We start from the raw sequence: 24,559 nt of genomic DNA, 5'->3' as shown, positions 1-24,559 counted from the left end.
GACGGAATCGGCCCGGCGGGACAGTGGCTAGAGCAGGATCGCGTCTATCGCGGACACCAGCGCAATGTGGGCGAGGGTCTGCGGGAAGTTGCCCGTCATCCGGCCCCGCTTGAGCGAGTATTCGGCCGAGAACAGCCCGACGTCGTTGGCGCGTTCGAGCACGGCATCCAGAATTTCGCGCCCCCGATCGATGTATCCGGACCGAATATGCTGCTCCGCAAGCCACAACGTGGAGGCGAAATGGGGGTTGTCCTGCCCCTCGATTCCGTCCAACCCATCGGAGTTGCGGTAGCGGTAAATCATACCGCCGCCCGCATCGAGTTCACGCTCGATCCGCTCGACGGTTCCGCGCATTTCCGGCGAATCGAAAGAGACGAAGCCGGTGTGAGCGATGTTGAGCAATGACGAGTCGACGTTCGTTCCGCCGTAGTACTGGACGAACGAGTTGAGGTCGCGGTTGAACCCGTGGGCCCAGATCTGCTGGGCGAGCCGGTCCCGGGCGGAGGCCCACTGATCGGCGTCCCCGGACAAACCGTGTGTGCGAACCGCACGGACACCGGCGTCCAACGCCGCCCACAACATGATTTGGGAGTGAGTGTAGACGTGCGTCTCACCGTGCGTTTCCCAGATGCCCTGGTCTTCCTCGCCCACGTGCTCGACGGCGGACCCCAGCAGTGCCTGCTGAAGAGGCCACGAAAGATGGTCTTCCGAGTACCCCAGGCGACGCAATTTTTCGAAGGTCACCATGAGCTGTCCCATGGCGTCTCCCTGCAACTGCATGGCCGCACCGCTGCCGCGCCGCACCGGTTCCGAGTCTTCGTACCCGGGCAGATTGATATGCCGCTCGAAATCATCGCTTTCGCCGGCCAGACCGTACACGTTGTGCAATTTGGTTGGGTCGTTCGCGATGGCGCGCAGAAGCCAGTTGCGTAGCTGGGTCGCTTCGCGATCGTGGTCATGGGCGATCGAGATGCCAACGGACTGGGCGACGTCGCGCAGCCAGCAGAATCGGTGATCCCAATTTCGGGGCCCTCCGATGACCTCGGGCAACGACGTCGTCGGGGCGGCCACCACGCCGCCGGTCTCACGGTTCATGAGAGCGCGAATGACCAGAAGCGACCGCAGGCGGGCTTCACGGTAGTCGTCGAGCTTCGTATCTTTTTCTTCTGCTTCGGTTTGTCCGCCTGGGACCGCACCCAACGGCATGGCGCCTGAATTAACGTCGACCATCGGCATCGCCGTCGTGGTCGGGACGGGACCGGTGCCGGTGGGGACGGGCTCGCTGGGATCGTTGTACAGGTCGGACCATTCGCTCCATTGATCCACGGTGCGGTGCAGAGATTCGTTGAAGTCCACGGGTGCGGGAGGATTGCGGTGCGAAGCAAAGTAGGTCAGTGAGAAATCACGAACCTGTCCCGCAGAGATGTCGAATTGACCGGCGTGGCATCGGTGAGCGGCTTCGGGAATCGGGTCGCCTCGGTAGACCAGCGCGTCCGGACCGGCCATCGCCACAAGCATCCCATCGGCAGGGTCGGAATAGCCGGTTTGCAGGTCAGGGGCCCCCTCGTACCGAGTCACCCACGGCACGGTCCGCCCGTAGTTGAAGCGCAACGCGAGCTCCTGATGCATCGTCACTTCACCGGTCAGGCCCTCGACACGTCGAATGATCTCGGTGCGATTGCCCAACGGCATGAAATCGGTGACGCGGACCGAACCGGTGCCCGTGGACCAAATGGTGTGCAGAACAAAAGAATTTTCGCCGTAGAACCTCTCGGCCACTCGGGCCGATGAGTCCTCTTCCTGGGAAATCTCAGGGTTTTCCTCGTTTGGGGCCACGGGGAAGACAGCCGCCGCGGGAGCTAGCAGCCAACGCCCGTGGTCTTCGTCCCCCAAGAGCGCCGCGAAGGCGGCTTCGGAGTCGAATCTGGGCGTGCAGAACCAGTCCACGGACCCCTCGCGTGAAACCAGTGCAGCGGTGCTCATATTCGAGAGCAGGGCGTAGTCCTCAATCTTCGAAGCCATGGGTTAACTCTCGCACAAAGATCTCCGGTGGTTGTCTCCTGACCGGTCAAACACCTCAATTCTCACATTCGACCCTCTTGATGTATACCCCTAGGGGGTATATATTCGAGTGATGAGCGAAACATCGAGCCACCACATCGCGGATCCCACTCGGACGCCACACGGCTACACGCACGACAAGGAGGCCTACCTCAAGCGATTGCGACGCATCGAGGGGCAGGTCCGTGGCATCCAACGGATGATCGAGGAGGACAAGTACTGCATCGATGTCCTCACCCAGATTTCGGCAATCAATAAGGCGCTCCACGCGGTGGCGATCGGACTTCTGGACGAACACCTCGGCCATTGCGTCGTGGGTGCCGTGGAGTCAACCGCCGACGGCGGCGACCCCGAGGCCGTTCAGGAAAAAATAGCCGAGGCCACCGCCGCGGTATCCCGGCTGATCCGCAGCTAGCCATCGGCGGCTCACTCCAGACACTGCATCTCGACGAAAGGAAAAACCTCATGAATACCACCGACATCACGGTCCAGGGCATGACGTGCGAGCACTGCGTCGCCTCCGTGACAGAAGAGCTCCAGGAGATCGGCAACGTCCGCGACGTCCAGGTTTCGCTCAACGCAGGTGGGGACTCCCCTGTCCGGATCACCCACGAGGGGCACCTCGATTCATCCGCGATTCGAGCAGCAGTCACAGAAGCCGGCTACACCCTCATCAGCTGAACACCTCAATTTCTCGTCCAAGGAGGAATCATGGCTACCGCATCTCAGCAGTCGACTGGCGGTTCCGCATCGGATGGCACCCGCGTCGTGGACCTCAGCATTGAGGGGATGACCTGTGCTTCCTGTGTCGGCCGAGTCGAACGCAAACTGGGAAAAATTGAGGGAGTCGAGGCCAGTGTGAATCTCCCGCTCAAGTCGGCGCGGGTGACGGCACCTGAGGACGTTTCTGACGAAACTCTCCTCGAGACGGTTCGTAGCGCAGGGTATACGCCGTCGATCGCCCCCAGCGCCCGTGATTCCTCCAGCACGACCGGGCACTCCGGAGAGCATGAAAGGACGCACAACCACAGCGAGCACGCGGGGCATGACATGGCGATGCCCGCCGAATCCTCCTTGAAGAAGCGAATTTGGGTTTCGGCCGTTTTTACCATCCCGCTGTTCGCGATTTCCATGGTCCCGGTTTTTCAGTTCCCGCACTGGGCTTGGGTGGCTGCGGTCCTCGCCTTACCGGTGGCAACCTGGTCGGCGTGGCCTTTTCATGTGACCGCAGCCCGGGCTGCGCGCCACGGTTCCTCGACCATGGACACCCTGGTCTCGCTCGGCGTGATCATCGCTTACCTCTATTCCCTCGGACGCCTTATCGCAGAGCCGGCAATGACCGCGGGGGCCCATCCCGGCGCCCACCTGGACATGTCTTCGCACCAGGTCTATTTCGAGACCGCCGCGGTAGTTACGTTCTTCCTGCTCATCGGCAGATTCATCGAAACGCGCGCTCAATCCCGCTCGAGCGAAGCCCTGCACAAACTCTTGGACATGGGGGCTCGTGACGTCGAGGTGCTGCGGGACGGCGGCTCACGGTCGGTCCGCGTCCCTGTCGAAGAACTACAGGTGGACGACGAATTCCTGGTTCGCCCTGGCGAAAAAATAGCCACGGACGGAACGGTCATCAGCGGGAACTCCGCAGTCGACGAGTCGATGCTGACCGGGGAGTCCGTACCTGTCGAGGTCTCCGAGGGAAGCACCGTCACGGGTGCGACCCTCAACCAGGGAGGTCGGCTCATTGTCCGGGCCGCCCGTGTCGGCGAGGGCACCACTTTGGCGCAGATGGGACGGCTCGTCGCCGACGCCCAATCCTCCAAGGCTCCCGTGGCCCGGCTGGCCGACCGAATTTCGGCGGTCTTCGTGCCCATCGTCTTGGCGCTTGCGGCTCTCACATTCATTCTCTGGTGGGTCATCGGTGGAGCATTGGCCCCGGCATTCGTCGCGGGAGTCTCGGTGCTCGTGATCGCGTGCCCCTGTGCGCTCGGACTCGCGACTCCGACCGCTCTCCTGACCGGGACAGGCCGTGGCGCCCAGCTCGGCATTCTGATCAAGTCCGCCCAGGTCCTCGAGGACACACGCCGCGTGGACACGGTTCTGCTCGACAAAACGGGCACCGTAACGAACGGCGAACTCACGCTCGAGGCGACCCGAGTCCTGAACTCTTCTTCCATGAACCTTGACGAACATGAGGTTCTGGCGGTCGCGGGCGGCCTGGAGAACGCTTCCGAGCATCCCATAGCCCGCGCGATTGCAGATGCCGCCCGCGAGGAATTTGGGGACCTGCCGCGCGTCTCAAATTTCCTGAGTTCCCCCGGTGGCGGGGTTCGTGGGCAGGTTGAGCTCGATGGCACTGCACACGACGTCGCGATCGGGCAGCCTTCTTGGCTGCGGGACGTTGGCGTCGAGGTCCCCTCCAGCGATCTCGACGCCATGACCGAATTCCAGGAAGACGGCGCCACTTCGGTCATTCTCGCCGTGGACGGCGCCGTTGTCGGATTGCTGGCCCTCCGCGACAAGCCGAAGGTCGACGCCGCGGACTCCATCGCGGAGCTCAAGGACATGGGGCTGCACCCGATTCTGCTCACGGGCGACGCCGCCCCCGTGGCCCGGGCCGTAGCGGCGGACGTCGGCATCGCCACGTCCGATGTGATCGCGGGTGTCAGCCCGAGCGGCAAGGTGGATCAGGTCGAACGTCTGCAAAACGAGGGGCACGTCGTCGCAATGGTCGGGGACGGGGTCAACGACGCGGCCGCTCTTGCGCGCGCCGACCTCGGCATTGCCATGGGTGCGGGCACCGATGTCGCTCTCGAAGCCTCGGACATCACCCTGGTGCGCGACGAGGTCGGTTCGGTGCCACAGGCCATTCGCCTTTCACAAGCCACGCTCCGGGTCATCACGTCGAGCCTTTTCTGGGCCTTCGGCTACAACGTCGTCGCCATACCCGTGGCCGCCCTCGGCCTTCTCAACCCCATGATCGCCGGTGCCGCGATGGCGTTCTCGTCGGTCTTTGTAATCCTGAACGCGCTGCGATTGCGTCGGTTCGGACGGTAATTCCATTGGCCGTGGGGGCGGCACTCACCTCCTACTCGCTTCTTGCAGCCCGTTTCGGTTCGATAAGGCTTCGGAGAACAGCGTCTTGTGCAGGCAAGAACCCGAAGGGGTCTTCGCGACGTTTTTCGTCGCCCGTGAGCGATTTTTCAGATGGTCTTGGAGGTCCAGCCTGTTCTGGGTTTTCGCGAGTGCATTCAGGTGAGCGCTCCGCCCGGTTTCCGAAGACCGTGACCCGGCTCGACGAGATTGCGCGATTTGATCAAGTACTCCGCGGCACGGATCGTGAAGAACCGTTTCCCCACCATGTGACCAGACGCCACAAGCGTTCCAGCGGTCCCTGGGCGAACGCACGTAGCCAGGCCGTCGAATACAGCCATTGGACGATCAGTACTGCGCCGCAACCGGCCAGGCACCACACCCACGAGGCAGGGTCTTCGGATTCGAAGAGACCAGGCACGAGGAATCGTGCCGCCAACACGATCACTGTCGCGCCGATGTAATTGGTCAGGGCCATCTTTCCGAGGGGTGAGAACGTCGCGATCATGAAGCCACGGACAGGTGTGGTCATGATCGCCAGGACCACGAAGCAGTATGTCAGTGCCCCCAGAAGTCCGAATTGTGCGGCGAAATTGCTGTCGAGGAATCGTGCCTGCTGTGAGGTCATCAGGTAGCCGCAGGCGTCGGCGATCACCAGTATCAGGGTAATCCCCCAGGTCAGTTTCGGATAAGCGGTCATTTTCCGTACCCAGGAGGAACCGCCTAAGGAGAATCCTAGGAGGAACAGGCCCGGGATCACCACGGGACCGCCGCTGAAGACAGTGACGCCCACAGCCGTCAACGCCGTACCGAGCACAAGGCACACCCAGGTGCGTGCCTTCTCGGGTACGAAAGTAGACGGCAACAGGAAGACAAGCCCGGCCACGGCGTAAGGCAGAAGCGCCTCACCAGGCTGGAGGACCTGGTGTATCACGCCGAGCACGGCGAGCATGAGGAACCTCCGGGCCATGGCCCAGCGCGGTGAATCGGTTTTTTCCCGAGCACCCGCCCACATCAGGCCGAATCCGGTACCGAACAGAAGCGAAAAAATAGGGAAGAACCGTTGCTGTACAAAATCATTGAGCCAGTGGCTCGTTTCGTTCGGAAGAGCACCCAGATGCAGAATCTGAGGGGCATTGACGAGAATGATTCCCGCCAGTGCCAACCCGCGCAGAACATCCAGCTCCGGAATGCGACCGGATGCGGAGGATTGCGACGCCGCACGAACAGGGGCCGAGTCGATCTTTATTCCAGGATTCATAATCGAAAAATTATCAGCTGAACAAAACTCGAAGTAGGGATTTTGTTTGATATCAGTGCTGGCTCACGCGGAACCATGCCTGCCTATGCCGCACGGGGTAGATCGAGCTCTACCCCGCCCCACCTCCGGCGCCGCAACAGACCTCTGTGGGACGGACATGGTCGAATGCGACATTACCGACCTGCGCGAAGAGTGCACTCCATGAAATGTCCACGCAAAGTCCCACTCACAAATCGAAATTCGCATGAAAACAGAAATGAATCCTGGATTGAAGGAAAATTGTGTCCTGAGAATCATCGTCTCCGGTCCAATCCGCATGCCCCGAATCAGCTTCGTCTTCGGTCCCGATCAGGGCATAATCTGCTGGGTGACTACCAGAAATTTGGCGGGTCCCACCCAATGAACCGGAATTCCGCCCCACAACTGCGCAATTCGCTGACCAACCGGCACGTGACCATGATTGCGCTCGGCGGCGTGATCGGGGCCGGACTTTTCGTCAGTTCGGGGGCGGTGCTCAATACGGTCGGGCCCGCGGCACTGATCAGCTATATCGTCTCCGGGGTCCTGGTCACCCTGATCATGCGTGCCGTCGGCGAAATGGCCGTGATGCTGCCGGAAGCCCGCAGTATCGAAAACTACCCGCGTCTCGGGCTGGGCCGATGGGCAGGGTTTTCGGTCGGGTGGATGTACTGGTACTTCTGGGTCATCGTCGCCGCGGTCGAAGCGGTCGCGGGGGCCGGAATCATCAGCGGGTTCTTCCCGTCCGTGCCGAATTGGGCAGTCTGCCTCGGTCTGATCGTCGCAATGACTCTCCTGAACCTCATCTCGGTTCGGGTCTATGCGGAGACGGAATTCTGGTTGGCTTCGATCAAGATCGTCGCGATCGTTTTTTTCCTCGTCGTCAGCGGCCTCTTTCTGTTTGGCCTCTTCGGACAGTCCCCCGGAACCACTCATCTGACCGAACACGGTGGTTTCTTCCCCTTAGGCTCGGGCGCCGTCGTTGTGGGATCCGTGACGGTGCTGTTTTCCTTCGCAGGCGCAGAGATCGCCACCATTGCCGCAGCCGAGTCCAAGGACCCGGCGAAGTATGCCGCCCGGGCAACGCGCCAAGTCATGTACAGGATTTTGTTCTTTTATCTCTTGTCTATCGCGGCCATCATCTGCGTGGTTCCGTGGAACACGCCGATGTCCGGCTCCGAGGTGCGCAGCCCCTTCGCACTGACGCTGAACGCCGTCGGCATCCCGTATGCAGACGTCATTATGGAGGTTGTGGTTCTCACCGCGGTTCTCAGTTCCCTGAACTCTTGCCTGTACTTGACCTCGCGCGTGCTTTTCTCGCTATCCAAACACGCAGACGCCCCGAAGTTCCTCGTCAGACTGAATTCCCGCAAGGTTCCTGCACGAGCAATCTTCGCCGCGACGATCGTCAGCTACTTATCGGTGATTGCCAACTACTTTTTCCCGGAACAAGTCTTCCTGTTCCTCATCAATTCATCGGGTGCGGTGTGTCTGATCTATTACTTCCTGCTGGTCCTCGCGGAAGTATCAGTGCGACGCCGGCTGGCTGCTCAAGGAATCACACCGGACTTCCGGATGTGGGGGTTTCCGTGGCTGAGCTATCTCACGATGGCGTGGATCGTAGGGGTCCTCGTCTTCATGGCCGTTTATCCGGCCACGCGCTGGCAGCTCGTGCTGTCTGTCCTCAGCTTCGTGATCGTCCTCGGCGCCTACAGGATCGTTCGACGCCGTCCGGTCACGTCAGTGAAAAACCCGGGGTAAGAAGGTTCCCTAGTTGTGCTCTTCCGGGTGGGCGCGCTGACCGTAGTCTGGACCCTGTTCTGAACCGCTCGACTCGGAGTCGTTCGGCGTCGCGTTTCCCTTTTCCCGGGCTTCCCGCTCACGAGCTTCCCGCTCACGGGCGTCTTTACGCGCTCTGGCTTGGGCGTAAAGGTCCGCCGAACGCTTATTGATACCGGTGCCCTGCCCGAGCTCCTCGTCATTCGGCTTCTCAACGATGATCAAGGTCGCACACACAACGAGCGTTCCGACGAATACGCAACCAGCCACGGACAATGCGAGTCGGAATTCGGGTGTGTTGTTCGTCCCGCCCGTGGCGAAAATCAGGATGCACACGAATGCGACGACGGCCAGGACCGCCGCGATGATGAGCGGTCCCTTGATATCGGCCTTGATTCCGCGCTTAGGGCGCTGTGCCACGTGTGTTCCTCCTGGTGTCTTCGCGATGCTTCTCTAGTCTACGTCCCGAAATCTTCTCGCGCGGTCTGGGCACCAGGGTTTCGGAAGCCCGCGGACTAGTCGCCGCTGTTCTGCTGTTCCAAGGCGGCGGCGTCGTGCCGGAACGTCAAAGCGGCAAGGACCATGAAGATTCCGACGATGATGGCTCCCCCGCCCGTCACGCCGAAGGCCGCTTTGGGACCGATCTCCCCGATGAGGAAAAGTGCGGCACCCGTTAGGAATGTCACCAATCCGGCGATCTTCCAGTCCTTGGACATGGCCGAGGTCGCGGAGGTTCGCATGCCTTGAAGCAATTCGGTCACACCGCAGATCGAAAGAATCAACCCGGCGATCAGAACCAGGATCGGGAGGGATTCCGCGAAGGCGACCGTGAGAACGCCGCCCAACAAGTACAGAATCGCGTAGGACTGGATGACCGAGCTGCTGGGTCCGCGCTGGCCGTAGACGTGTTCGTTGAGGCTGCGCTGCATGTAGATCAGTGCGATGCCCTGAGCTATCAGGTAGAGGCCCAAGATCCATCGCACGATCATCAGCGTCGGCTCTTGCCAAAAGACCGTGATCAGGCCGTACACGAGGTAGATGAGCGCGCGTGTGAGCACCGGTCCGAACAGAGCACGAAGCTCACGAACGGTCTGGCGGGTTTCCGGAGCGGACATTCGGCGGTTGGCCTTTCGCAAGTTGGGTTTCGCGACCACGCACGAGCGACGTTTGTGGCGGGATTTCAGCTTAACCGTCCACCGCGGCCACGGGAAATGGACAGTCCCCTAAACACTGTTTTCGAGGGCCTCTCGGAGCAGCACCAGGCCCCTTTCGAATCTGTGTTCGCTGAGTCCCCCAAAACCTACGACCACGCCCGCTCGCCCCCGACCGCCGCTCCAATACGTGCCCAGTCCGGAAACGGCGACGCCCCGGCGCCGGGCCTCTTCAACAACCCTCGATTCCGCTTCCGAGGAGGACAATTGCAGTACGGCGTGCAGCCCCCCGTCCATCGGCAAAACCTGAGCCTTACCGAGGGCTTCTGTCACGTCGAAGACGGAGGCCATCAGGTCCCGTCGGCGACGATAACTTCGGCGCATGCGAGCGGTGTGCCGTTGCAGGCCGCCCTCGGCCATGAATCGGGTCATGGCGTCCTGGAGGATCCCGGAAATCGGCGGCCCGGCGTCGTTCTTGAGACTGACCAGGTCTTCCGCAAGATGGTGAGGCATAAGGAGATAGCCCAGGCCCAGGCCCGGGGTCAGAACCTTGGCGAATGATCCGAGGGTCGCGACGGATTGCTCGGCCCCCGGGCCCGGTTCGTCCAGCGCGGCCAATGCAGGCAAGGGCTCGCCGACATAACGAAGTTCCGAGTCGTAGTCGTCCTCCACGATGATTGCCTGGTTCTCTCTGGCCCAGCGGATGAGTTCGAGACGCCGCGCCACCGGCATGGTAGCGCCCATGGGGTATTGGTGGGACGGAGTCACCAGCACGACGTCGGGACGGTCGCCCCCGGCAGGGAAGCCTGCGGGGTTGAGTCCTTGCTCATCGAGGGGCACGGGCACGATCCGGTGACCGAGAGCGCGGGGAACGCGGTGAAGGGATGGATATCCTGGGTCCTCGACCGCAACGATCAGCGTGCGAGCTTTCCTCTCGTAGAGCGTCGTGAGCAAAACGCGGAGCCCATCGCGGGCACCTGCCGTGACCATCAGATCCTCGGGCCCTCGCACCACGGAACGCATGAGGCGCAGATATTCGCTGAGTTGGTCCCGCAATGCCGGGGACCCCTGGGGCGCGTAACCCAGGGACGGTTCGGCCGCGGCCGCACGCCACGCCGCACGCCACGTCGTATTGGCCAGTGTCGAGGTGTCCGGGGTACCCGGGCGAAGATCGAACGGGCATTTGATCGAAGTCGGATGCCGATCCTTGGTGGGTGCCGCCCCACCCCGGGGACGGCGCGTCTCGAGGTCAGTGCGCCCTCCCCCGCGCGAGGTCTTAGCCCCGTTTCCCGTGAAACTGGACCGCATTACTCCGGGAAGCTCCGGAGTAATGCGTGTATTACCCCGATCGGCTACCACGTACCCCTCGACGGACAGCTGGTCATAGGCAGTGGTAACCGACCCTCGGGAAACGCCGGCTCTGTCGGCGAGCGCGCGCGTCGAGGGAAGCCGGTCGCCTGGCAGAAGGCGCCCGTGGGTCACCATAGCGCGAATCTGCTCGACGATCTGCCCTGGTATCGACCCGGCAGAACGGTCAATGCTCAAGGGAAGCTCCACGTCAGCCCTGTACCGCGCCATGCCATTCACCTCTTTGCTTTCCGGTTGCCATCGCAGCCCCATGCACTCGTTTCCGCGCCGAGGTGGCGGTGTCGGGTGTTGATTCATCCCGCGTCCGCTCCACATTTCCATTTCGACGCACAGGGTCCCCACTGGACCAAAATTTTTCCACGATTCTGGCCCTTACTCTGTACCAGGGGGTCGGAGATGATGGTCTCATGACTGAATCAGCTAGTGAAAACTCTGCCCAGACCGGCTCGCCCCTCGTGAAGCGGGGTCTGGCCGACATGTTGAAGGGCGGCGTCATCATGGACGTCGTCACCCCGGAACAAGCCCGCATCGCGGAGGACGCGGGCGCGGTTGCCGTCATGGCTCTGGAACGAGTGCCCGCCGATATTCGGGCTCAGGGTGGAGTCGCCCGTATGTCCGACCCGGATCTGATCGAGCAGATCATTGAGACCGTGTCCATCCCGGTCATGGCCAAGGCTCGCATCGGCCATTTCGTCGAGGCCCAAATCCTCGAGGCGCTCAAGGTCGACTACATCGACGAGTCCGAGGTCCTTTCCCCCGCCGACTACGTGAACCACATCGACAAGCAGAAGTTCACCGTCCCGTTCGTGTGCGGTGCAACCAACCTGGGTGAGGCCCTCCGTCGCATTGCCGAAGGTGCCGCAATGATTCGCTCCAAGGGTGAGGCCGGAACCGGGGACGTCTCCGAAGCAACCAAGCACATCCGGACCATCAAGTCGCAGATCGCCGACCTCCAGGCCGCCTACGCTTCCGCGCCCGATTCTCTGTACGTCAAGGCCAAGGAACTTGCGGCACCGTACGACATCGTTGCGGAAGTCGCACGGACCGGGAAGCTGCCGGTAGTCCTGTTCACCGCCGGCGGCGTCGCAACACCGGCGGATGCCGCGATGATGATGCAGCTCGGTGCCGACGGGGTGTTCGTCGGATCCGGAATCTTCAAGTCCGGCAACCCAGCACAGCGTGCGGCCGCAATCGTCAAGGCAACGGCCTTCTACGAAGACGCCCATGCGGTCGCCGAAGCCTCACGCGGACTCGGCGAAGCCATGGTCGGGATCAACGTGGGTGATCTTGCAGCCCCACACCGCCTGGCCGAACGCGGCTGGTAGGAAGTCCATGAGCAACCCTACTGTTGGGGTCCTCGCGCTTCAGGGTGGGGTGGCCGAGCATGTCCGCATGCTCGGCCAGCTCGGGGCCCAAACCGTGTTGGTCCGGCGCCCGGAAGAGCTGAAGCGGCTTGATGCTTTGGTGCTTCCCGGCGGAGAGTCTTCAACCATTGACCGTCTGACCAGGATTTTCGGACTCCGCGAGCCTCTGATCGAGACGATTCGCGGCGGATTGCCTGTACTGGGCACCTGCGCGGGCCTCATCATGTTGTCGTCTCACATCGACGACCCAGCCCCCGGGCAGCAGTCATTATCGGTGCTCGACGTCGGCGTCTCCCGGAACGCTTTCGGCTCGCAGGTCGCCTCAACGGAGGCCACGCTCGATTGGATGGGATCCGCCTCGCGATCCGTCCGGGCCGCCTTCATCCGAGCGCCGATCGTCACGGCTCTGGGCGAAGGGGTCCGGACGCTGGCCAGACACGAGGACCAGGTGGTTGCGGTGCGTCAAGGAAATATTCTGGGCATTTCTTTCCACCCGGAACTCACCGGGGACTCCACCGTCCACGAGGACCTTCTGGAGATCACACTTTAGCTCTCGAGCCCTTGGCCAGTCGGGGACACCAGAATCTTCACGGCGGTCTCATTGTGGTTGATCAGCGTATCGAAGCCTTTGTCGATCAGGTCATCGAGACCGATCTTGCCGGTGATGAACGGGCGAAGATCCACTAGACCTTCTTCAACGAGCCTGATGGTTGCGGGGTGGTCGTAGGAATACCCTATGGTGCCCCGGAGGTCGATCTCCTTCATCACCAGTTTGTGCAGAGCGACCTTTGGCTCATGCCCCCAGATGGAAACGTTGACGATGACCCCTGCCGGACGAACGGCGTCCAGAAGCATGTCCAGCACGACGTCGACCGAGCTGCACTCGAAGCCGACGTCCGCGCCTTTTCCCCCAGTGAGTCCGCGGATCTCGTCGGCCACGTCGACTTGCCGAGGATCGAAGGCATAGTCGGCTACCCCCGCGTCCAAGGCTTTCTGACGACGCAGTTCCGAGAGTTCGGAGATGACAACAGTCAGTCCTTCCGCCTTGGCCACCGCCGCAGTGAGTACTCCGATGGGACCGGCACCACCGATGACGGCGGTGTCCCCTTTCTTTGCTCCGGATCGTACAAAACCGTGGTGAGCGACGGAAAGGGGCTCGATCAGGGCCGCTTCGTCGAGGTTCACCGAGTCGGCGATGGGGTGTACCCAGTGACGGTTGACGGCGATTTGTTCTCCGAGGCCGCCGCCTCCACCGCCCAAGCCGATAAAGTTCATGTCCGGACTGAGTTGGTAATGATGATCTTCCCAATCTTCCTCACGGATCAGGTAGGGCTCAACGACGACCTTCTGCCCAACTTTGAGGTCGTCAACGCCTTCGCCTAGCGCGGCGACGGTACCGCTCATCTCGTGCCCCAGCGTGATGGGCGCCTCTTCACCAGAAATCGGGTGGGGCTGGCCCTTGGGCGGAACGAAGATCGGCCCGTCCAAGTACTCGTGGAGGTCGGTTCCGCAGATCCCGCACCATGCGACGTTGATGAGAACATCCCCGGCTCCGGCGACCGGCGGTTCGATGTCGTCAATGCGGATGTCGTGGTTCTGGTAATAACGGGCGGCACGCATGATCTCTTCTTCCGTTCGGGGTCGGTACGCTCTCAGTCTAGTGATCGGGGTCACCGCACTGACAGCTGTGGGCCAAGATTTCAAGGGCGGGATCTGGCACCCAGAACCGCCGGGGCGAAGGCAAATATGGGAGTTTCCGAGGCATTTCCGCATGAGTGCATTCGCCGGACCCCGGCGCTGGGGTGGCCCGTGTCAGCGGGCTCGGGACGTCGGCGCTGTTGACCTTTTCGAGGGTCAACCGTGTCACCGGCGAAGCCCACGTCGCGGGAACCGAGAAAAATTTCGCTTGGCAAGGTATCTCGCGACGGGGGTATCCTGGCACCAGACTTGCCCCTGATCGTTCCCGGACCGGTCGGGCATTCGAACCATACACCGGGCGAGGAGAAACCATGACCGTCCATCCGCACATCAAAGGACAGTCCGACGAAACCGCCAGCGCCCCCGGCAAGAACAAAGGGCCTCTCAATAATTCGTATCTCCAGGGCCTTGCAGGTCAGCTCGTCACCGAGTGGAACGTGGAGGGCGGACAGGGACAGGGCGGTTATGGCCCACGCACTCGCCGTCCGTTTTCTCAGAAGGATTATCACCACCCCGCCGCCGGTTACGGCGCCGCACTGTCCGTGACCGAGGTCTTGGCCAAGGAACGTGAACCGGTCCTCGGCGCCCGTTCGGTGTTCACCATGAACCAAACCGACGGCGGTTTCGATTGCCCAGGGTGCGCATGGCCGGACGATCCGAATGTCTCGATGGATATCTGCGAAAACGGCATCAAACACGTCACGTGGGAGATGACGCCGAAGCGGACGACCCGCGAATTCTTTGCCCAGCACTCTGTGACCGAACTCGAGTCCTGGACCGACCATGACCTGGAGAAGGTCGGGCGTTTGACCGAGCCGATGTCCTACGATGCCGAATCCGATCATTACATTCCGATCACGTGGGAGAACGCCTTCGCGATGGTCGGAGACACCCTCCGCGGCCTGGACAGCCCGCACGAAGCCACGTTCTACACCTCAGGCCGGCTAAGCAATGAGGCAACGTTCATGTACCAGCTCTGGGCGCGGGAGTTCGGTACGAACAATCTGCCCGATTGCTCGAACATGTGTCACGAGGCGTCCGGGCGTGCACTGACGGCCTCGCTGGGCACGGGCAAGGGGACCGCCGACCTGAACGACTGGCTCGAGGCGGATCTCCTGTTCGTGATGGGTGTGAATGCTGGCTCCAATGCGCCGCGCATGCTCACGGCACTGGCCCAGGCCGAGCGCAAGGGCACCAAGATCGTTCACATCAATCCGATCATCGAGGGCGCGACCAATGGGACGATCGTGCCGCACGAGATCGATCAGATGATGATGGCCAAGGTCACCCGAACCTCTTCCCTCAACCTCCAGGTCCGGCCCGGGGGCGATATGGCACTGATGCGCGGCATCGGCAAGCGCCTGATCGAGTTCACCGCCAACGACCCGGAAGCCATCGATCAAGCATTCCTCGAGAAGTACACCCACGATTTCGAGGCGTACCGCAGACTCGTCGAGCAGACCTCCTGGGAGGAGATCGAAGAGCAGTCGGGTGTTTCCAAGGGCCAGATCATGCAGCTCGCGAACCTGTACCGCGAGTCGGACAAGACGCTGATCTCCTGGTGCCTCGGTGTTTCCCAGCACGAGCACGGGGTGGACACTGTCCGCGAGATCGTCAACCTGCTGATGCTGCGGGGCAACCTGGGTAAGAACGGCGTCGGCCCTTCCCCCGTGCGCGGGCACTCGAACGTCCAGGGAAACCGGACATGCGGCATCGACCATCGCCCGAGCAAAGAGTTCATCGAGAAACTCAACCGTGCTTTCAACCTGGATGCGCCGACCGAGCACGGCCTGGACACGGTCAGCTCGATCGAGGCCATGCATGAGGGATCGGTCAAGGTATTCGTCTCGCTGGGCGGTAACTTCGTTCGCGCGGTTCCAGATCCGGAGTACACCGAGACCGCGATGCGGAAGCTGGATCTGAATGTGCAGGTCAGCACGAAACTGAACCGAAGCCACATTGTCCACGGCAAAAAGTCGTTGATCCTCCCGTGTCTGGGCCGCTCCGAGAAGGATGTCCAGGCCTCGGGTGAACAGTGCGTCTCGGCCGAGGATGCGATGTCGATGGTCCATGCCTCCTTCGGCATGAAGAAGCCCGCGTCTCCGCATCTGCTCTCCGAGATGGCGATTCTGGGCGGCATGGCCCGCGCGACCTTGCCCGAGTCGACAACGCCGTTCGAGAAGTACGTGGACAATTACGACGAGATCCGCGACATGATGACCGAGGTTCTGCCCGGGTTCGAGAATTTCAACGAACGTGTGCGCCAGCCCGCGGGATTCCGTATCTACCAGGCGGCACGCGAACTGGATTTCTCCAAGACCACGAGCGGCAAGGCGAATTTCTCGACCGCCGAATTACCGCAGGTGGATCCGGGCGAAGGGAAACTGGTTTTGCAAACGATGCGCTCCCATGACCAGTGGAACACCACGATCTATTCCAACAATGATCGTTACCGGGGGATCAAGAACATCCGCACCCTGGTGTTCATGAATCCCGACGACATGCGCGCCCGCGGGATCCAGGAGGGGGATTTCGTGTCCATCACGTCCACCTCGAAGCTGGGCATCATGCGCCGACTGAACAAGTACCGGGCCTTCGCGAAGGACATCCCTCAGGGCAGCGCTGCCGGTTACATGCCTGAGATGAACGTCCTGATCGGAATCGAGGACTACAGCACGCAGTCCGAACAGCCCTTAATGAAGAGCATCCGGGTCACGATCGAATTGGAGAAGTAGCCCAGGAATACCGGCCCTCAGATCCTCACCCCGATCCTTGGAACGGCCCGCCAACCCGGCGGGCCGTTTCCACATACTTCAAAAGCGGCCATTCCGTGTCGAATGGCGAGGCATGATGACCAGCGAGGACCACGCCACACATGCACAGGTAATAACAGCGATGCTGGTGCCGACAACAGGCCCCATAGCATCCAGGGCGAGACCGCATCCCCAGGTTCCGGCGGCGATGCCGGAACCGACACCGCTCACGGCCCATGCGTTGGCCTCGTTGAGGACCTTCCGCGGCACTGACCTTTCCGTCAGATGGAAGATCTGCGCCAATGCCATGGGAAAGCCGATACCGGCCAAGATCAAGATGGCCGCATAGGATACCAGCGGCAATTGCGGCGAAAACAGCAAAATAAAAGCGCATCCGAATCCGAAGACGGTCCACCTGAGAGTGGTGACGATCGGCCATTTGAACTTCCATCGACCGATCCACAGACTGCCAGCAAATCCACCCAAACCGTTTATCCCCAACAGCACCCCGGAGACTGCACTCTCATGGCGCAATTCACCAAAGGTATTTACGATCACAGGTAATGCGCCGACAGGAACCCCGATAAGAAACTGAACCGCAACGATCCGTCTCAAAGCCGAGTAGGCCAGTGGCTTCTTGTGAACCTCCTGATCGAGCCGATCCAGAGGTTTCCGCATCACTGGGAAAAGAGCAAAGGCTATGGAACCGGCCACAGTCAAGAAAGCCATGAGCAATACGTTTCCCGACGATCCAAGCACCGCCAAGGACACGACGTTGAGTATCGGGCCCAAGACGAAGAGGAACTGCTGGGCTGCGACGTCGAGACTGAAAGCGGAATTGAGCTGTTTTCCTGGACGCATGATTGCGGTCCAGGTTGAACGGAGACAGGACTCCAGAGGTGGGGTTGCCACCCCCGCCACGGTGGCCGCCACAGTGACGAGGACCGGATGCGCAGGCCCCAGGAAAGTAACGAGACACAACCCTAGGCCACCGCAAAGGGACGTTATCGAAACCACGATGCGCGCGCCATGCCGGTCAACAAGGCGTCCCCAGTACGGCTGTCCCACGGCTCCGCCGAGAATGAAAACGGCAGTAACGACGCCCGCGAGATTGTAAGAACCACCACCGTCCCTGACGAACCTCACCAGGGCCAAGGCCCCCATGGCTTGGGGCAAACGTCCCAGGAACGCCGTGAGGAGAAGATACATTGCTCCGTGCACACGCCACGCGGAATCGGGGCCGACCCCCTCCGTTGGGTGCTTGGCTTTGGTTGTCATCAGTGCATAACCACCCTCGGCGAGACTGGGCCGGACGCCCCAGGCGCCCGGCCCAGTCTCAGGATCTAAATCTTCGGGCCAATCGAGCGACTACACTTTCTGCCATCTCGATTCCCCCAGTTCCGTTTGAATATACGAGGAAAACTGATTACCCGTGTTGGCTCAGTTCGCGGAGGGTCACGGCCGTCTGCAGTGTGGCAGCCGCTACGTCATACCCCTTGTCTTCTTGCGATTCCGCGAGCCCGGCCCTATCCAGTGCCTGCTGTTCGTCATCACACGTCAAAACGCCGAATCCAATGGACTTTCCAGTATCCAACGCAATGCGGCCCAATCCGTCACAAGCCGCCGAACACACGTAGTCGAAGTGGGGGGTTCCCCCTCGAATAACGACACCGAGGGCAACAACCCCATCGTGAGTCTGTGCAAGGGATTGGGATACAACCGGCAATTCGAATGCTCCCGCAACTCGAACCACTGTCGAGGTGTCCAGAAGACCAACCTGTTCCAGGGCTCGCTTGGCACCACCAAGAAGCCCGTCCATTACCTGCTCGTGCCAGGACGCAGCCACCACGGCGATCTTCAAGCCGCTGACATCGAGCTGGGTTACATCAGTTGTTGCAGTTCCAATACTGCTCATAATATTCCTTAGGGTATTGTTGCTATCTTGATTACTGGGCCGGCAACCAGGTTCATTCCTTGCTACGATGCGCCGCCTCAGCTGGCTCCTCATTCAGATTCAATTTGTGATTCATGCGTATTTTTTTGGTCATCATGTACGCAGAGTTCTCTGGGCGCGGGGCCACTTCGTCCGGAACCATGCACTTCACGTGGAACCCGAAACTCGTCAAGGCCTCAACCTTTGCGGGGTTGTTGGTCATAAGACGCAGTTGGCCGATTCCGAGTTTGCTGAGAACCACGGCAGCTTCTTCGTAGTCACGTTCATCCGGCTCGAAGCCCAGGGCAACATTCGCGTCGACGGTATCCAGTCCTTGGTCCTGCAAACGATATGCCTTCAATTTGTTGACAAGACCGATTCCCCTGCCCTCGTGCCCTCGCAGATACACAGCGGTTCCCCCGCACTCGGAGATACGCTCAAGACCCTCGTGCAGCTGTGGGCCGCAGTCGCATCTGTACGATCCGAAGATGTCACCCGTTGCGCATTCAGAATGCAGCCTGACTAGGGGGAATGGATTACTCACATCAACGGGTTGGCCGTCTTCGCGGACTGCGGTGAAGCTCAGTAACTCATGATCGTTGGGGAATAGCCAGCCTCGCACGGAAAACAACCCGAAGGGGGTGGGTATGATTACCGCTTCCGTCGATTCGACGAGGTCATTGTTCTGGATCGACAGTCTGTTCATCGCGCTCGCACACCCTCGGAGCCCAACTCCGTCTTGTCCTCCTTGGCCTCAACCCATTGGATCAGGTCATCTATGGAGATCATTGGGAGGCTATGCCTGTTCGCGAATTCGCGGAGGGCATTGAATCTCATCATCGTCCCATCGTCATGATTGACTTCGGCGATGTAGCCGACTGCCTCGACCCCCGCCCACTTGGACAGCTCTACCGCGGCTTCCGTGTGGCCTGGTCGCTTTCGGACTCCGCCAGCCACCGCTCGCAAAGGAAGGACATGGCCGGGCCGTGTCAGCGAATCCGCCTCAGGTGACGGCACCGCGAGAACGTTGAGCGTCTTTGCTCTGTCGTGACCGCTGATACCGGTAGTCACGCCGTGCGCCGAATCGCAAGTGACGGTGTAGGCAGTTGCCTTCGGGTCCTCATTGTGTTCGACCATGGGAGGCAGACCGAGCTCGTCCGCACGCTCAGCGCTCATGGGAGCACACACCACGCCTGAGGAGTATCGGATCATGAATCCCAGCGTTTCGGGCGTGGCCAAAGCGGCGGCGCCAATCAGGTCACCCTCGTTTTCGCGGTCCTCGTCGTCGACGACCACTGCAAGACCACCACGGGCAATGGCTTGGATTGCGTCCTCTACCGAATCAAGTTCTGATGCTTGACCTGCGGCGTCGTTGACTTTGTCACCATTGGCCGAAACCGTTTGCGGCGACAGATGGCCTATCCTGCCGAATTCACGGGACCGCGCGAGGTACTTGGCTACCGGGTCGGTCTCGAGGTTGACGCTGTCTCCGATCTGAGCATCCCCCAATGTCGTTACTGCAAGCGTGGTGGGGATGGCCCCAACCTCGAACCAGTGGGTTTCGACACTGGGGTCGCTGGTATTGGTGACGGTCAGGGAAACACCATCGACGGCGATGGAACCTTTCTCGGCTACCTGGGGTGCCAGATTTTCCGGGAAAGATACTCGAATCGTGATCCATTCATCGTTATGCCGAGTCATGTCCTCGATACGACCGATGCCATCAACATGTCCCTGAACGATATGCCCATCGAACCGCCCTACTAAAGGTACGCAACGTTCGAGATTCACCTGTTCCCCTGGTTTCAATTCGCCCAAATTGCTGCGCACCAAAGTCTCCCCGATAACGTCGGCCGTGAACACATCGTCTCCACTACCGCCTTTCGTGGCCGTCAGGCAAACTCCATTGACGGCGAGCGATCCTCCTTCGGGAATTTCACCGGCGAAACGTCCCGCTCGAACCGACAAGCGAGCAGATCGGTCCCGACGATCAAAACTCTCTACGACACCTTTGGATTCGACTATTCCAGTAAACAATACAACCTCCATAATGATGATCTAATAATCAGAATTTATAGTGTGTGACAATATCTTCGCCGAGCAATCCGATTCCCTGGTTTGTTCCATCCAGTTCGGAGCCCGCCGCGTCAATGAACAGCGGAATTGCATCTTCCAGCGTGTTCACCATGATCCCGCCCGTGGCCGAAATGCCTTGTCCTGCCAATTTCGGGGCGGAATACCAATAAATTTCATCGACAATTCCCTCGGAAATAAATGATGAAATGACTTTGGGGCCTCCCTCGAGCAAAACGTGGCGGATTCCCCGTTCTGCCAAGGTCTCCAATGCTTGGGTTGGCGACCGCGTCTTCAGCTGAAGTGTCCCCGGCTGTTTGCCGAGTATGGAGGTATCCGGAATCGGAGTCTGACCCAGGACCACCCGAAGGGGCTGACGCTCAGCGAGCGAGTGGTCGGGAAGCCGGGCGGTCAGCTGCGGATCATCGGCCAGCGCCGTTCCGGTTCCGATCACAATGGCATCGACCCGCTGACGCAACTGATGACCGTGCGCCCTGGCCGCCTCCCCCGTGATCCATTTGCTCGTGCCATCCGCCGCGGCAACACAACCATCTATGGTGCTGGCGATTTTCGCGGTGACGAATGGACGACCCTCTTCAACCGCGTTCCACCATCGAGCATTGAGCTCATGGGCCTCTTGGGCGAGACATCCTCCGCGAACCCGAATTCCGGCTGCCTCAAGAGCTGCTCCGCCACCTGCAGCATTCGACGTCGTATCCGATTCTGCGTAAGTCACGGAGCGAATTCCCGAGTTGAGGATTGCATCGGAGCATGGTCCGGTCTTTCCCGTATGGTTGCACGGCTCCAAGGTCACAAACAGATGCGCCCCCCGCATATTCAGGCCGGATTCGTGGGCTCGAGCAAGGAGAGACGCTTCGGCATGAGCAGTTCCGCTTCCCCTGTGATGATCGACCTCAATCACGGCTCCGTCGCCGCCGACGAGAGACGCCCCTACCAGCGGATTGGCCCCGCGTGGCCCCCTTGACGCGGCGGCCAAGGCGGCTCGCATTGCTCGCTCGTCTTCCTGTACAAATCCGTTTTTCATTGAGTCATTGTTCCCTCCGTGTGATACGTAATTGCAAAGCGGGTCAGATTTCTCTTTTCAACCTGGCCTAGAGACAACTGCTGACTGCACTCCGTCTCTCGCGCGGATGTCACTGTTTGAATTATTCATTTCGAATTTTTTCTCCGCACGAAACACGATGGCCATAATTTAAGTGGCGTGCACCACACCATCATGTCGGAAACTTTTTATTCAGAATGAGTCTGCCCGGATCTTGAATCTCTCTTGCTGTATTACGTGCAATTTTTGATTTTTCCCGGCATCAGAAGATCATCCGCGACCGCCCCAGCCAGTCAACCTATTCTGAAATTCACTCGGACTCCGGATTCTCGCCGACGGAAGAATCGGACGATATGGGACAGATATTTCCTATAAGAAAGTCGGTTTCACGAGGTAAAACTACTCCCGTGAGAACTGAGCGCAGTATCGCGTGATCACCACGGGAGATTTTCAAATGCCATGTCTACGTGTGGTGCAACGTCGTGATTCAGTTGATTCTTTCCCGGGGATGCTGGTGGCCATGGACCCTTGTTTCTCGGACGACGGCAGATCCCTCCGGTCAGGGCACATATCCGGACCGGGGGAGGTATACCCCGATGACCGTGGTACAGGAACCGAGCGTGTCCCAGACGTCCCAAGCTGCGCGGCAAGCCCGATCCATCCCGCGGGTCATGACGCTTCCTGGCTCGCGGCCCGTGACCGTGTTGAGGCTCCACGCAGCTTCAGCGAACCGATGAATCCGAGGACGAGGAACACGGTGGCCACGATCAGAGCCCACCGGACCGCGTCGGCGAATCCCGAGGTTAGGGCGTCTACCATAGGCTGGGCGTTCGGACCGAGGTGCCCGGTCTCGGCCTGCTGCCGTAGTTGCGGTATCGTTCCGCCGGCGGATTGGCGCGTGGTCTCCGCAAGTTGTGTCGCACGGTCGTGGCCCAGTCCTGTGCCGTCCAACGAGGCCGGCATCGTGAGGCTCAGGGACACGGACAGTGCCGCACCGGCGAAGGCAGTGCCGAGGGCAGAGCCGATCTGGCGCACCGTGGACTGCGTGGCGGAGGCTTGGCCCGAAACCTCCACGGGTATATCCCGCAGCACGGTTCCGGTCAGTTGCGCCGAAGCGAGACCGAGACCCAGACCGTAGACCACCAGGGGAATCGCCACGATCCACCCCGACGTCGACGGGCCGAGCAACAGCGCGAGGACCAGCACGCCCAGCACCTCCAGTCCCAGGCCGATCAGCACGGTGCCTTCAGCACCGAATCGCGCGGCGAGGTGGCGCGCGGAGGCCCCCGAGAAGAAGGCGCCCACGGCCATTGCCGCAAGGATCAGCCCCGAACCCATGAGACTCAGTCCGAGAGCGTTGGTCAGGTACAGCGGGAGCACGAAGATGATGGCGAACTCGCCCACGGCAACCATGGCCGCTGTGAGGTTTCCCCACGAAAACGTGGAGACCGTGAACAAATCGAGGTTGAGCAGCGCCGAGCGCTGGACCTTGTCACGGTGACGTTCCCACACCCCGAATAAGACGATCGCGACGAGGCCGATCAGCAAGGTCACGGGCACGATCGAGATCGCCGCGGTCTGCGGCCAGACCCACCCGCCGATCGAGAAATCGGTTTGAGGAGTCCACCAACCAAGGTTCGGTCCCTCGATGACCGCGAAAACGAGAGCCCCGAATCCGATGGCGCTGAGCAGGGCGCCGTCGACGTCGGCCCCCTTGCGTCGCTCCGCGTTGCGCGTGTTGGGCACCGTGATGATCGCGGCCGCAGCAATCACGAGCCCGAGCGGAATGTTGATGAGGAAGATCCAGGGCCACGAGGCCCATTGCGTCAACGCGCCGCCGGCAAGGGGACCGACGGCGGCGGCCCCGGACATCACCGCTCCCCACACGCCGAATGCGGGTGCCCGGTACTTGCCTCGGAACACCGCGTTCACGGTGGACAGCGACGACGGCATGATGAATGCCGCCCCCACGGCTTGGATAGCCCGGGCCGCGATGAGTGGTCCAGCGGAGACCGCAAGGGAGGCGTAGAGACTGCCGGCGACAAAGACCAACAGCCCAGCGATGAACATCACCTTGCGTCCCCAACGATCCGCTAGCTTACCCGTGGAGAGCAGCAGGGCCGCGAGAAGGACCGCGTAGAGGCTGTTGACCCACTGGGCTTCCGTGAGGTCCAGGTCCAGGTCGGAGATGATCGCTGGCAGGGCAACCCCGACGATCGTGCCGTCCAGGACGATCACTCCCAGCCCGACGGCGAGGACAGCGAGCGCCAACCAGTCCTTGGAGGACGGCTTGGGCACGTCGTCGGTTTCCGGATTCGAAACGGCAACCGGGCTCATGACTAGGCCTGCACGGATTTCGATGAGTCTTTCTGATCACGGATGACGGCTCGTCGCAGAGCGACGAACAGAACGATCATGCCCGCGGTGATCAGCATATGTCCCAGCCCGGCGATGCCGGAGATCATGGCGTTGGATTCCTGCCCGAGAACGGTGAGCATTCCGTGCCACACCATGGTGCCGGAGGTGACGATAACGCCGGCGTTATACAGCCAGAAGAACCAGGTGAACAATTTGGGGCTGCGGGAAAATCCGAATACCTTTTCCAAGGCCAGCGCCACGAGGAGCACGATGAATCCCAGTGTAAGAACGTGAGTGTGGACGAGACTCAGCTGAGTGAACCCACCTTCCGGGAAATCATGGGATTTGGTGAATTCCCGGTAGAAGAGCCCAGAGAGGACCCCCACCACCATGTAGATGAATGCGGCGTTGAATAGCTTTTTCATAATGCTCCTATGGGCATTGTGTCGGCAAGTGAAGTGGCTCGGTATTGAATCCGAAAACTAGGTTTTTCAATTTCACCAAGTCAGCGCCTAATCGACATCGCCGGAAAGATTGAGTTCGAATCAACCATTCGGATGATGCACTCGCTTCGTCCGACCCATTAGGA

General features: G+C 60.7%; 20 protein-coding genes. 7 read left to right on the top strand and 13 right to left on the bottom strand.

The annotated features are described in order from the left end of the window. Positions 1 to 27: 27 nt before the first annotated feature. Positions 28 to 2,022, bottom strand: a complete 1,995-nt coding sequence (locus sake_RS00980; RefSeq protein ID WP_129358434.1) for a glycoside hydrolase family 15 protein — start codon at positions 2,020 to 2,022, stop codon at positions 28 to 30. A gap of 112 nt (positions 2,023 to 2,134) precedes the next feature. Here sake_RS00980 and sake_RS00975 point away from each other — a divergent pair, with 112 nt between their 5' ends. Genes sake_RS00975 through sake_RS00965 form a run of 3 tightly spaced genes read left to right on the top strand, consistent with a single transcriptional unit; the run spans position 2,135 to position 5,115 of the window. Continuing rightward, a complete protein-coding gene (locus tag sake_RS00975) occupies positions 2,135 to 2,476 on the top strand; it encodes a metal-sensitive transcriptional regulator (RefSeq protein WP_178945260.1) in 342 nt (113 codons plus the stop codon). A gap of 50 nt (positions 2,477 to 2,526) precedes the next feature. Continuing rightward, positions 2,527 to 2,742 carry a heavy-metal-associated domain-containing protein gene (locus sake_RS00970; protein WP_129358432.1) on the top strand — a complete coding sequence of 72 codons (216 nt, stop codon included), beginning with the start codon at positions 2,527 to 2,529 and terminating at the stop codon, positions 2,740 to 2,742. A gap of 30 nt (positions 2,743 to 2,772) precedes the next feature. Continuing rightward, on the top strand, positions 2,773 to 5,115 hold the full coding sequence (locus sake_RS00965) for a cation-translocating P-type ATPase (protein ID WP_178945259.1): 2,343 nt from the start codon (positions 2,773 to 2,775) through the stop codon (positions 5,113 to 5,115). Positions 5,116 to 5,374: 259 nt separating this feature from the next. On the opposite strand, the gene sake_RS00960 is transcribed toward sake_RS00965, so the two are convergent. After that, the gene (locus sake_RS00960) at positions 5,375 to 6,412 is read right to left on the bottom strand and encodes a DUF418 domain-containing protein (RefSeq protein WP_129358430.1); all 1,038 of its coding nucleotides are present in this window, start codon (positions 6,410 to 6,412) and stop codon (positions 5,375 to 5,377) included. 399 nt (positions 6,413 to 6,811) lie between these two features. Here sake_RS00960 and sake_RS00955 point away from each other — a divergent pair, with 399 nt between their 5' ends. Beyond that, complete coding sequence (locus tag sake_RS00955) at positions 6,812 to 8,191, top strand: amino acid permease (protein WP_178945258.1); 1,380 nt, start codon at positions 6,812 to 6,814, stop codon at positions 8,189 to 8,191. A 9-nt stretch (positions 8,192 to 8,200) separates the two neighbouring features. Here the strand turns inward: sake_RS00955 and sake_RS00950 are convergent, their stop codons facing one another. The 3 genes from sake_RS00950 to sake_RS00940 all read right to left on the bottom strand — a co-directional run bounded on the left by sake_RS00950 (position 8,201) and on the right by sake_RS00940 (position 10,938). Further along, a complete protein-coding gene (locus sake_RS00950; protein ID WP_129358428.1) occupies positions 8,201 to 8,629 on the bottom strand; it encodes a hypothetical protein in 429 nt (142 codons plus the stop codon). Positions 8,630 to 8,724: 95 nt separating this feature from the next. Next, on the bottom strand, positions 8,725 to 9,324 hold the full coding sequence (locus sake_RS00945; RefSeq protein ID WP_129358427.1) for a DUF308 domain-containing protein: 600 nt from the start codon (positions 9,322 to 9,324) through the stop codon (positions 8,725 to 8,727). A gap of 108 nt (positions 9,325 to 9,432) precedes the next feature. Continuing rightward, a complete protein-coding gene (locus tag sake_RS00940; RefSeq protein WP_178945257.1) occupies positions 9,433 to 10,938 on the bottom strand; it encodes a PLP-dependent aminotransferase family protein in 1,506 nt (501 codons plus the stop codon). Positions 10,939 to 11,135: 197 nt separating this feature from the next. Here sake_RS00940 and pdxS point away from each other — a divergent pair, with 197 nt between their 5' ends. Together pdxS and pdxT are read left to right on the top strand one after the other, a co-directional pair. Next, positions 11,136 to 12,053, top strand: a complete 918-nt coding sequence (pdxS, locus tag sake_RS00935) for a pyridoxal 5'-phosphate synthase lyase subunit PdxS (protein WP_178945256.1) — start codon at positions 11,136 to 11,138, stop codon at positions 12,051 to 12,053. Between the two features lie 7 nt (positions 12,054 to 12,060). Next, complete coding sequence (gene pdxT / locus sake_RS00930; RefSeq protein ID WP_129358424.1) at positions 12,061 to 12,642, top strand: pyridoxal 5'-phosphate synthase glutaminase subunit PdxT; 582 nt, start codon at positions 12,061 to 12,063, stop codon at positions 12,640 to 12,642. On the opposite strand, the gene sake_RS00925 is transcribed toward pdxT, so the two are convergent. Continuing rightward, complete coding sequence (locus tag sake_RS00925; RefSeq protein WP_129358423.1) at positions 12,639 to 13,712, bottom strand: 2,3-butanediol dehydrogenase; 1,074 nt, start codon at positions 13,710 to 13,712, stop codon at positions 12,639 to 12,641. The two genes, pdxT and sake_RS00925, sit on opposite strands and share 4 nt — an antisense overlap. A gap of 389 nt (positions 13,713 to 14,101) precedes the next feature. Here sake_RS00925 and sake_RS00920 point away from each other — a divergent pair, with 389 nt between their 5' ends. Continuing rightward, positions 14,102 to 16,525 carry an FdhF/YdeP family oxidoreductase gene (locus tag sake_RS00920; RefSeq protein ID WP_129358422.1) on the top strand — a complete coding sequence of 808 codons (2,424 nt, stop codon included), beginning with the start codon at positions 14,102 to 14,104 and terminating at the stop codon, positions 16,523 to 16,525. 78 nt (positions 16,526 to 16,603) lie between these two features. Here the strand turns inward: sake_RS00920 and sake_RS00915 are convergent, their stop codons facing one another. The 7 genes from sake_RS00915 to sake_RS00885 all read right to left on the bottom strand — a co-directional run bounded on the left by sake_RS00915 (position 16,604) and on the right by sake_RS00885 (position 24,395). Further along, positions 16,604 to 17,821: an MFS transporter gene (locus sake_RS00915; RefSeq protein WP_178945255.1), complete on the bottom strand. Its 1,218-nt coding sequence runs from the start codon at positions 17,819 to 17,821 to the stop codon at positions 16,604 to 16,606. A gap of 148 nt (positions 17,822 to 17,969) precedes the next feature. Continuing rightward, complete coding sequence (gene ribH, locus sake_RS00910) at positions 17,970 to 18,458, bottom strand: 6,7-dimethyl-8-ribityllumazine synthase (protein ID WP_178945254.1); 489 nt, start codon at positions 18,456 to 18,458, stop codon at positions 17,970 to 17,972. A 52-nt stretch (positions 18,459 to 18,510) separates the two neighbouring features. Then, positions 18,511 to 19,182 carry a GTP cyclohydrolase II gene (locus sake_RS00905; RefSeq protein WP_129358419.1) on the bottom strand — a complete coding sequence of 224 codons (672 nt, stop codon included), beginning with the start codon at positions 19,180 to 19,182 and terminating at the stop codon, positions 18,511 to 18,513. Next, on the bottom strand, positions 19,179 to 20,525 hold the full coding sequence (gene ribB, locus sake_RS00900) for a 3,4-dihydroxy-2-butanone-4-phosphate synthase (protein ID WP_243155711.1): 1,347 nt from the start codon (positions 20,523 to 20,525) through the stop codon (positions 19,179 to 19,181). The genes sake_RS00905 and ribB overlap by 4 nt, the downstream gene beginning before the upstream one ends. Positions 20,526 to 20,541: 16 nt before the next feature. Next, positions 20,542 to 21,594, bottom strand: a complete 1,053-nt coding sequence (gene ribD, locus sake_RS00895; protein WP_129358418.1) for a bifunctional diaminohydroxyphosphoribosylaminopyrimidine deaminase/5-amino-6-(5-phosphoribosylamino)uracil reductase RibD — start codon at positions 21,592 to 21,594, stop codon at positions 20,542 to 20,544. 687 nt (positions 21,595 to 22,281) lie between these two features. Next, positions 22,282 to 23,949, bottom strand: a complete 1,668-nt coding sequence (locus sake_RS00890; protein ID WP_178945253.1) for an MFS transporter — start codon at positions 23,947 to 23,949, stop codon at positions 22,282 to 22,284. A 2-nt stretch (positions 23,950 to 23,951) separates the two neighbouring features. After that, positions 23,952 to 24,395 carry a DUF2871 domain-containing protein gene (locus sake_RS00885; RefSeq protein ID WP_129358416.1) on the bottom strand — a complete coding sequence of 148 codons (444 nt, stop codon included), beginning with the start codon at positions 24,393 to 24,395 and terminating at the stop codon, positions 23,952 to 23,954. Positions 24,396 to 24,559: the final 164 nt, after the last annotated feature.

Origin of the sequence: Kocuria sp. TGY1127_2 (assembly GCF_013394385.1) — a bacterium.
Taxonomy (GTDB): Bacteria; Actinomycetota; Actinomycetes; order Actinomycetales; family Micrococcaceae; genus Rothia.
Note: the sequence above shows the minus strand (reverse complement) of the source record. Positions and strands in the feature narration are given on the sequence as shown.

What these genes read in the sequence shown, in the direction of transcription:
- sake_RS00980 (WP_129358434.1), bottom strand. Translation starts at nt 2,022, where the DNA reads ATGGCTTCGAAGATTGAGGACTACGCCCTGCTCTCGAATATGAGCACC.
- sake_RS00975 (WP_178945260.1), top strand. Translation starts at nt 2,135, where the DNA reads ATGAGCGAAACATCGAGCCACCACATCGCGGATCCCACTCGGACGCCA.
- sake_RS00970 (WP_129358432.1), top strand. Translation starts at nt 2,527, where the DNA reads ATGAATACCACCGACATCACGGTCCAGGGCATGACGTGCGAGCACTGC.
- sake_RS00965 (WP_178945259.1), top strand. Translation starts at nt 2,773, where the DNA reads ATGGCTACCGCATCTCAGCAGTCGACTGGCGGTTCCGCATCGGATGGC.
- sake_RS00960 (WP_129358430.1), bottom strand. Translation starts at nt 6,412, where the DNA reads ATGAATCCTGGAATAAAGATCGACTCGGCCCCTGTTCGTGCGGCGTCG.
- sake_RS00955 (WP_178945258.1), top strand. Translation starts at nt 6,812, where the DNA reads ATGAACCGGAATTCCGCCCCACAACTGCGCAATTCGCTGACCAACCGG.
- sake_RS00945 (WP_129358427.1), bottom strand. Translation starts at nt 9,324, where the DNA reads ATGTCCGCTCCGGAAACCCGCCAGACCGTTCGTGAGCTTCGTGCTCTG.
- sake_RS00940 (WP_178945257.1), bottom strand. Translation starts at nt 10,938, where the DNA reads ATGGCGCGGTACAGGGCTGACGTGGAGCTTCCCTTGAGCATTGACCGT.
- pdxS (WP_178945256.1), top strand. Translation starts at nt 11,136, where the DNA reads ATGACTGAATCAGCTAGTGAAAACTCTGCCCAGACCGGCTCGCCCCTC.
- pdxT (WP_129358424.1), top strand. Translation starts at nt 12,061, where the DNA reads ATGAGCAACCCTACTGTTGGGGTCCTCGCGCTTCAGGGTGGGGTGGCC.
- sake_RS00925 (WP_129358423.1), bottom strand. Translation starts at nt 13,712, where the DNA reads ATGCGTGCCGCCCGTTATTACCAGAACCACGACATCCGCATTGACGAC.
- sake_RS00920 (WP_129358422.1), top strand. Translation starts at nt 14,102, where the DNA reads ATGACCGTCCATCCGCACATCAAAGGACAGTCCGACGAAACCGCCAGC.
- sake_RS00915 (WP_178945255.1), bottom strand. Translation starts at nt 17,821, where the DNA reads ATGACAACCAAAGCCAAGCACCCAACGGAGGGGGTCGGCCCCGATTCC.
- ribH (WP_178945254.1), bottom strand. Translation starts at nt 18,458, where the DNA reads ATGAGCAGTATTGGAACTGCAACAACTGATGTAACCCAGCTCGATGTC.
- sake_RS00905 (WP_129358419.1), bottom strand. Translation starts at nt 19,182, where the DNA reads ATGAACAGACTGTCGATCCAGAACAATGACCTCGTCGAATCGACGGAA.
- ribB (WP_243155711.1), bottom strand. Translation starts at nt 20,525, where the DNA reads ATGGAGGTTGTATTGTTTACTGGAATAGTCGAATCCAAAGGTGTCGTA.
- ribD (WP_129358418.1), bottom strand. Translation starts at nt 21,594, where the DNA reads ATGAAAAACGGATTTGTACAGGAAGACGAGCGAGCAATGCGAGCCGCC.
- sake_RS00890 (WP_178945253.1), bottom strand. Translation starts at nt 23,949, where the DNA reads ATGAGCCCGGTTGCCGTTTCGAATCCGGAAACCGACGACGTGCCCAAG.
- sake_RS00885 (WP_129358416.1), bottom strand. Translation starts at nt 24,395, where the DNA reads ATGAAAAAGCTATTCAACGCCGCATTCATCTACATGGTGGTGGGGGTC.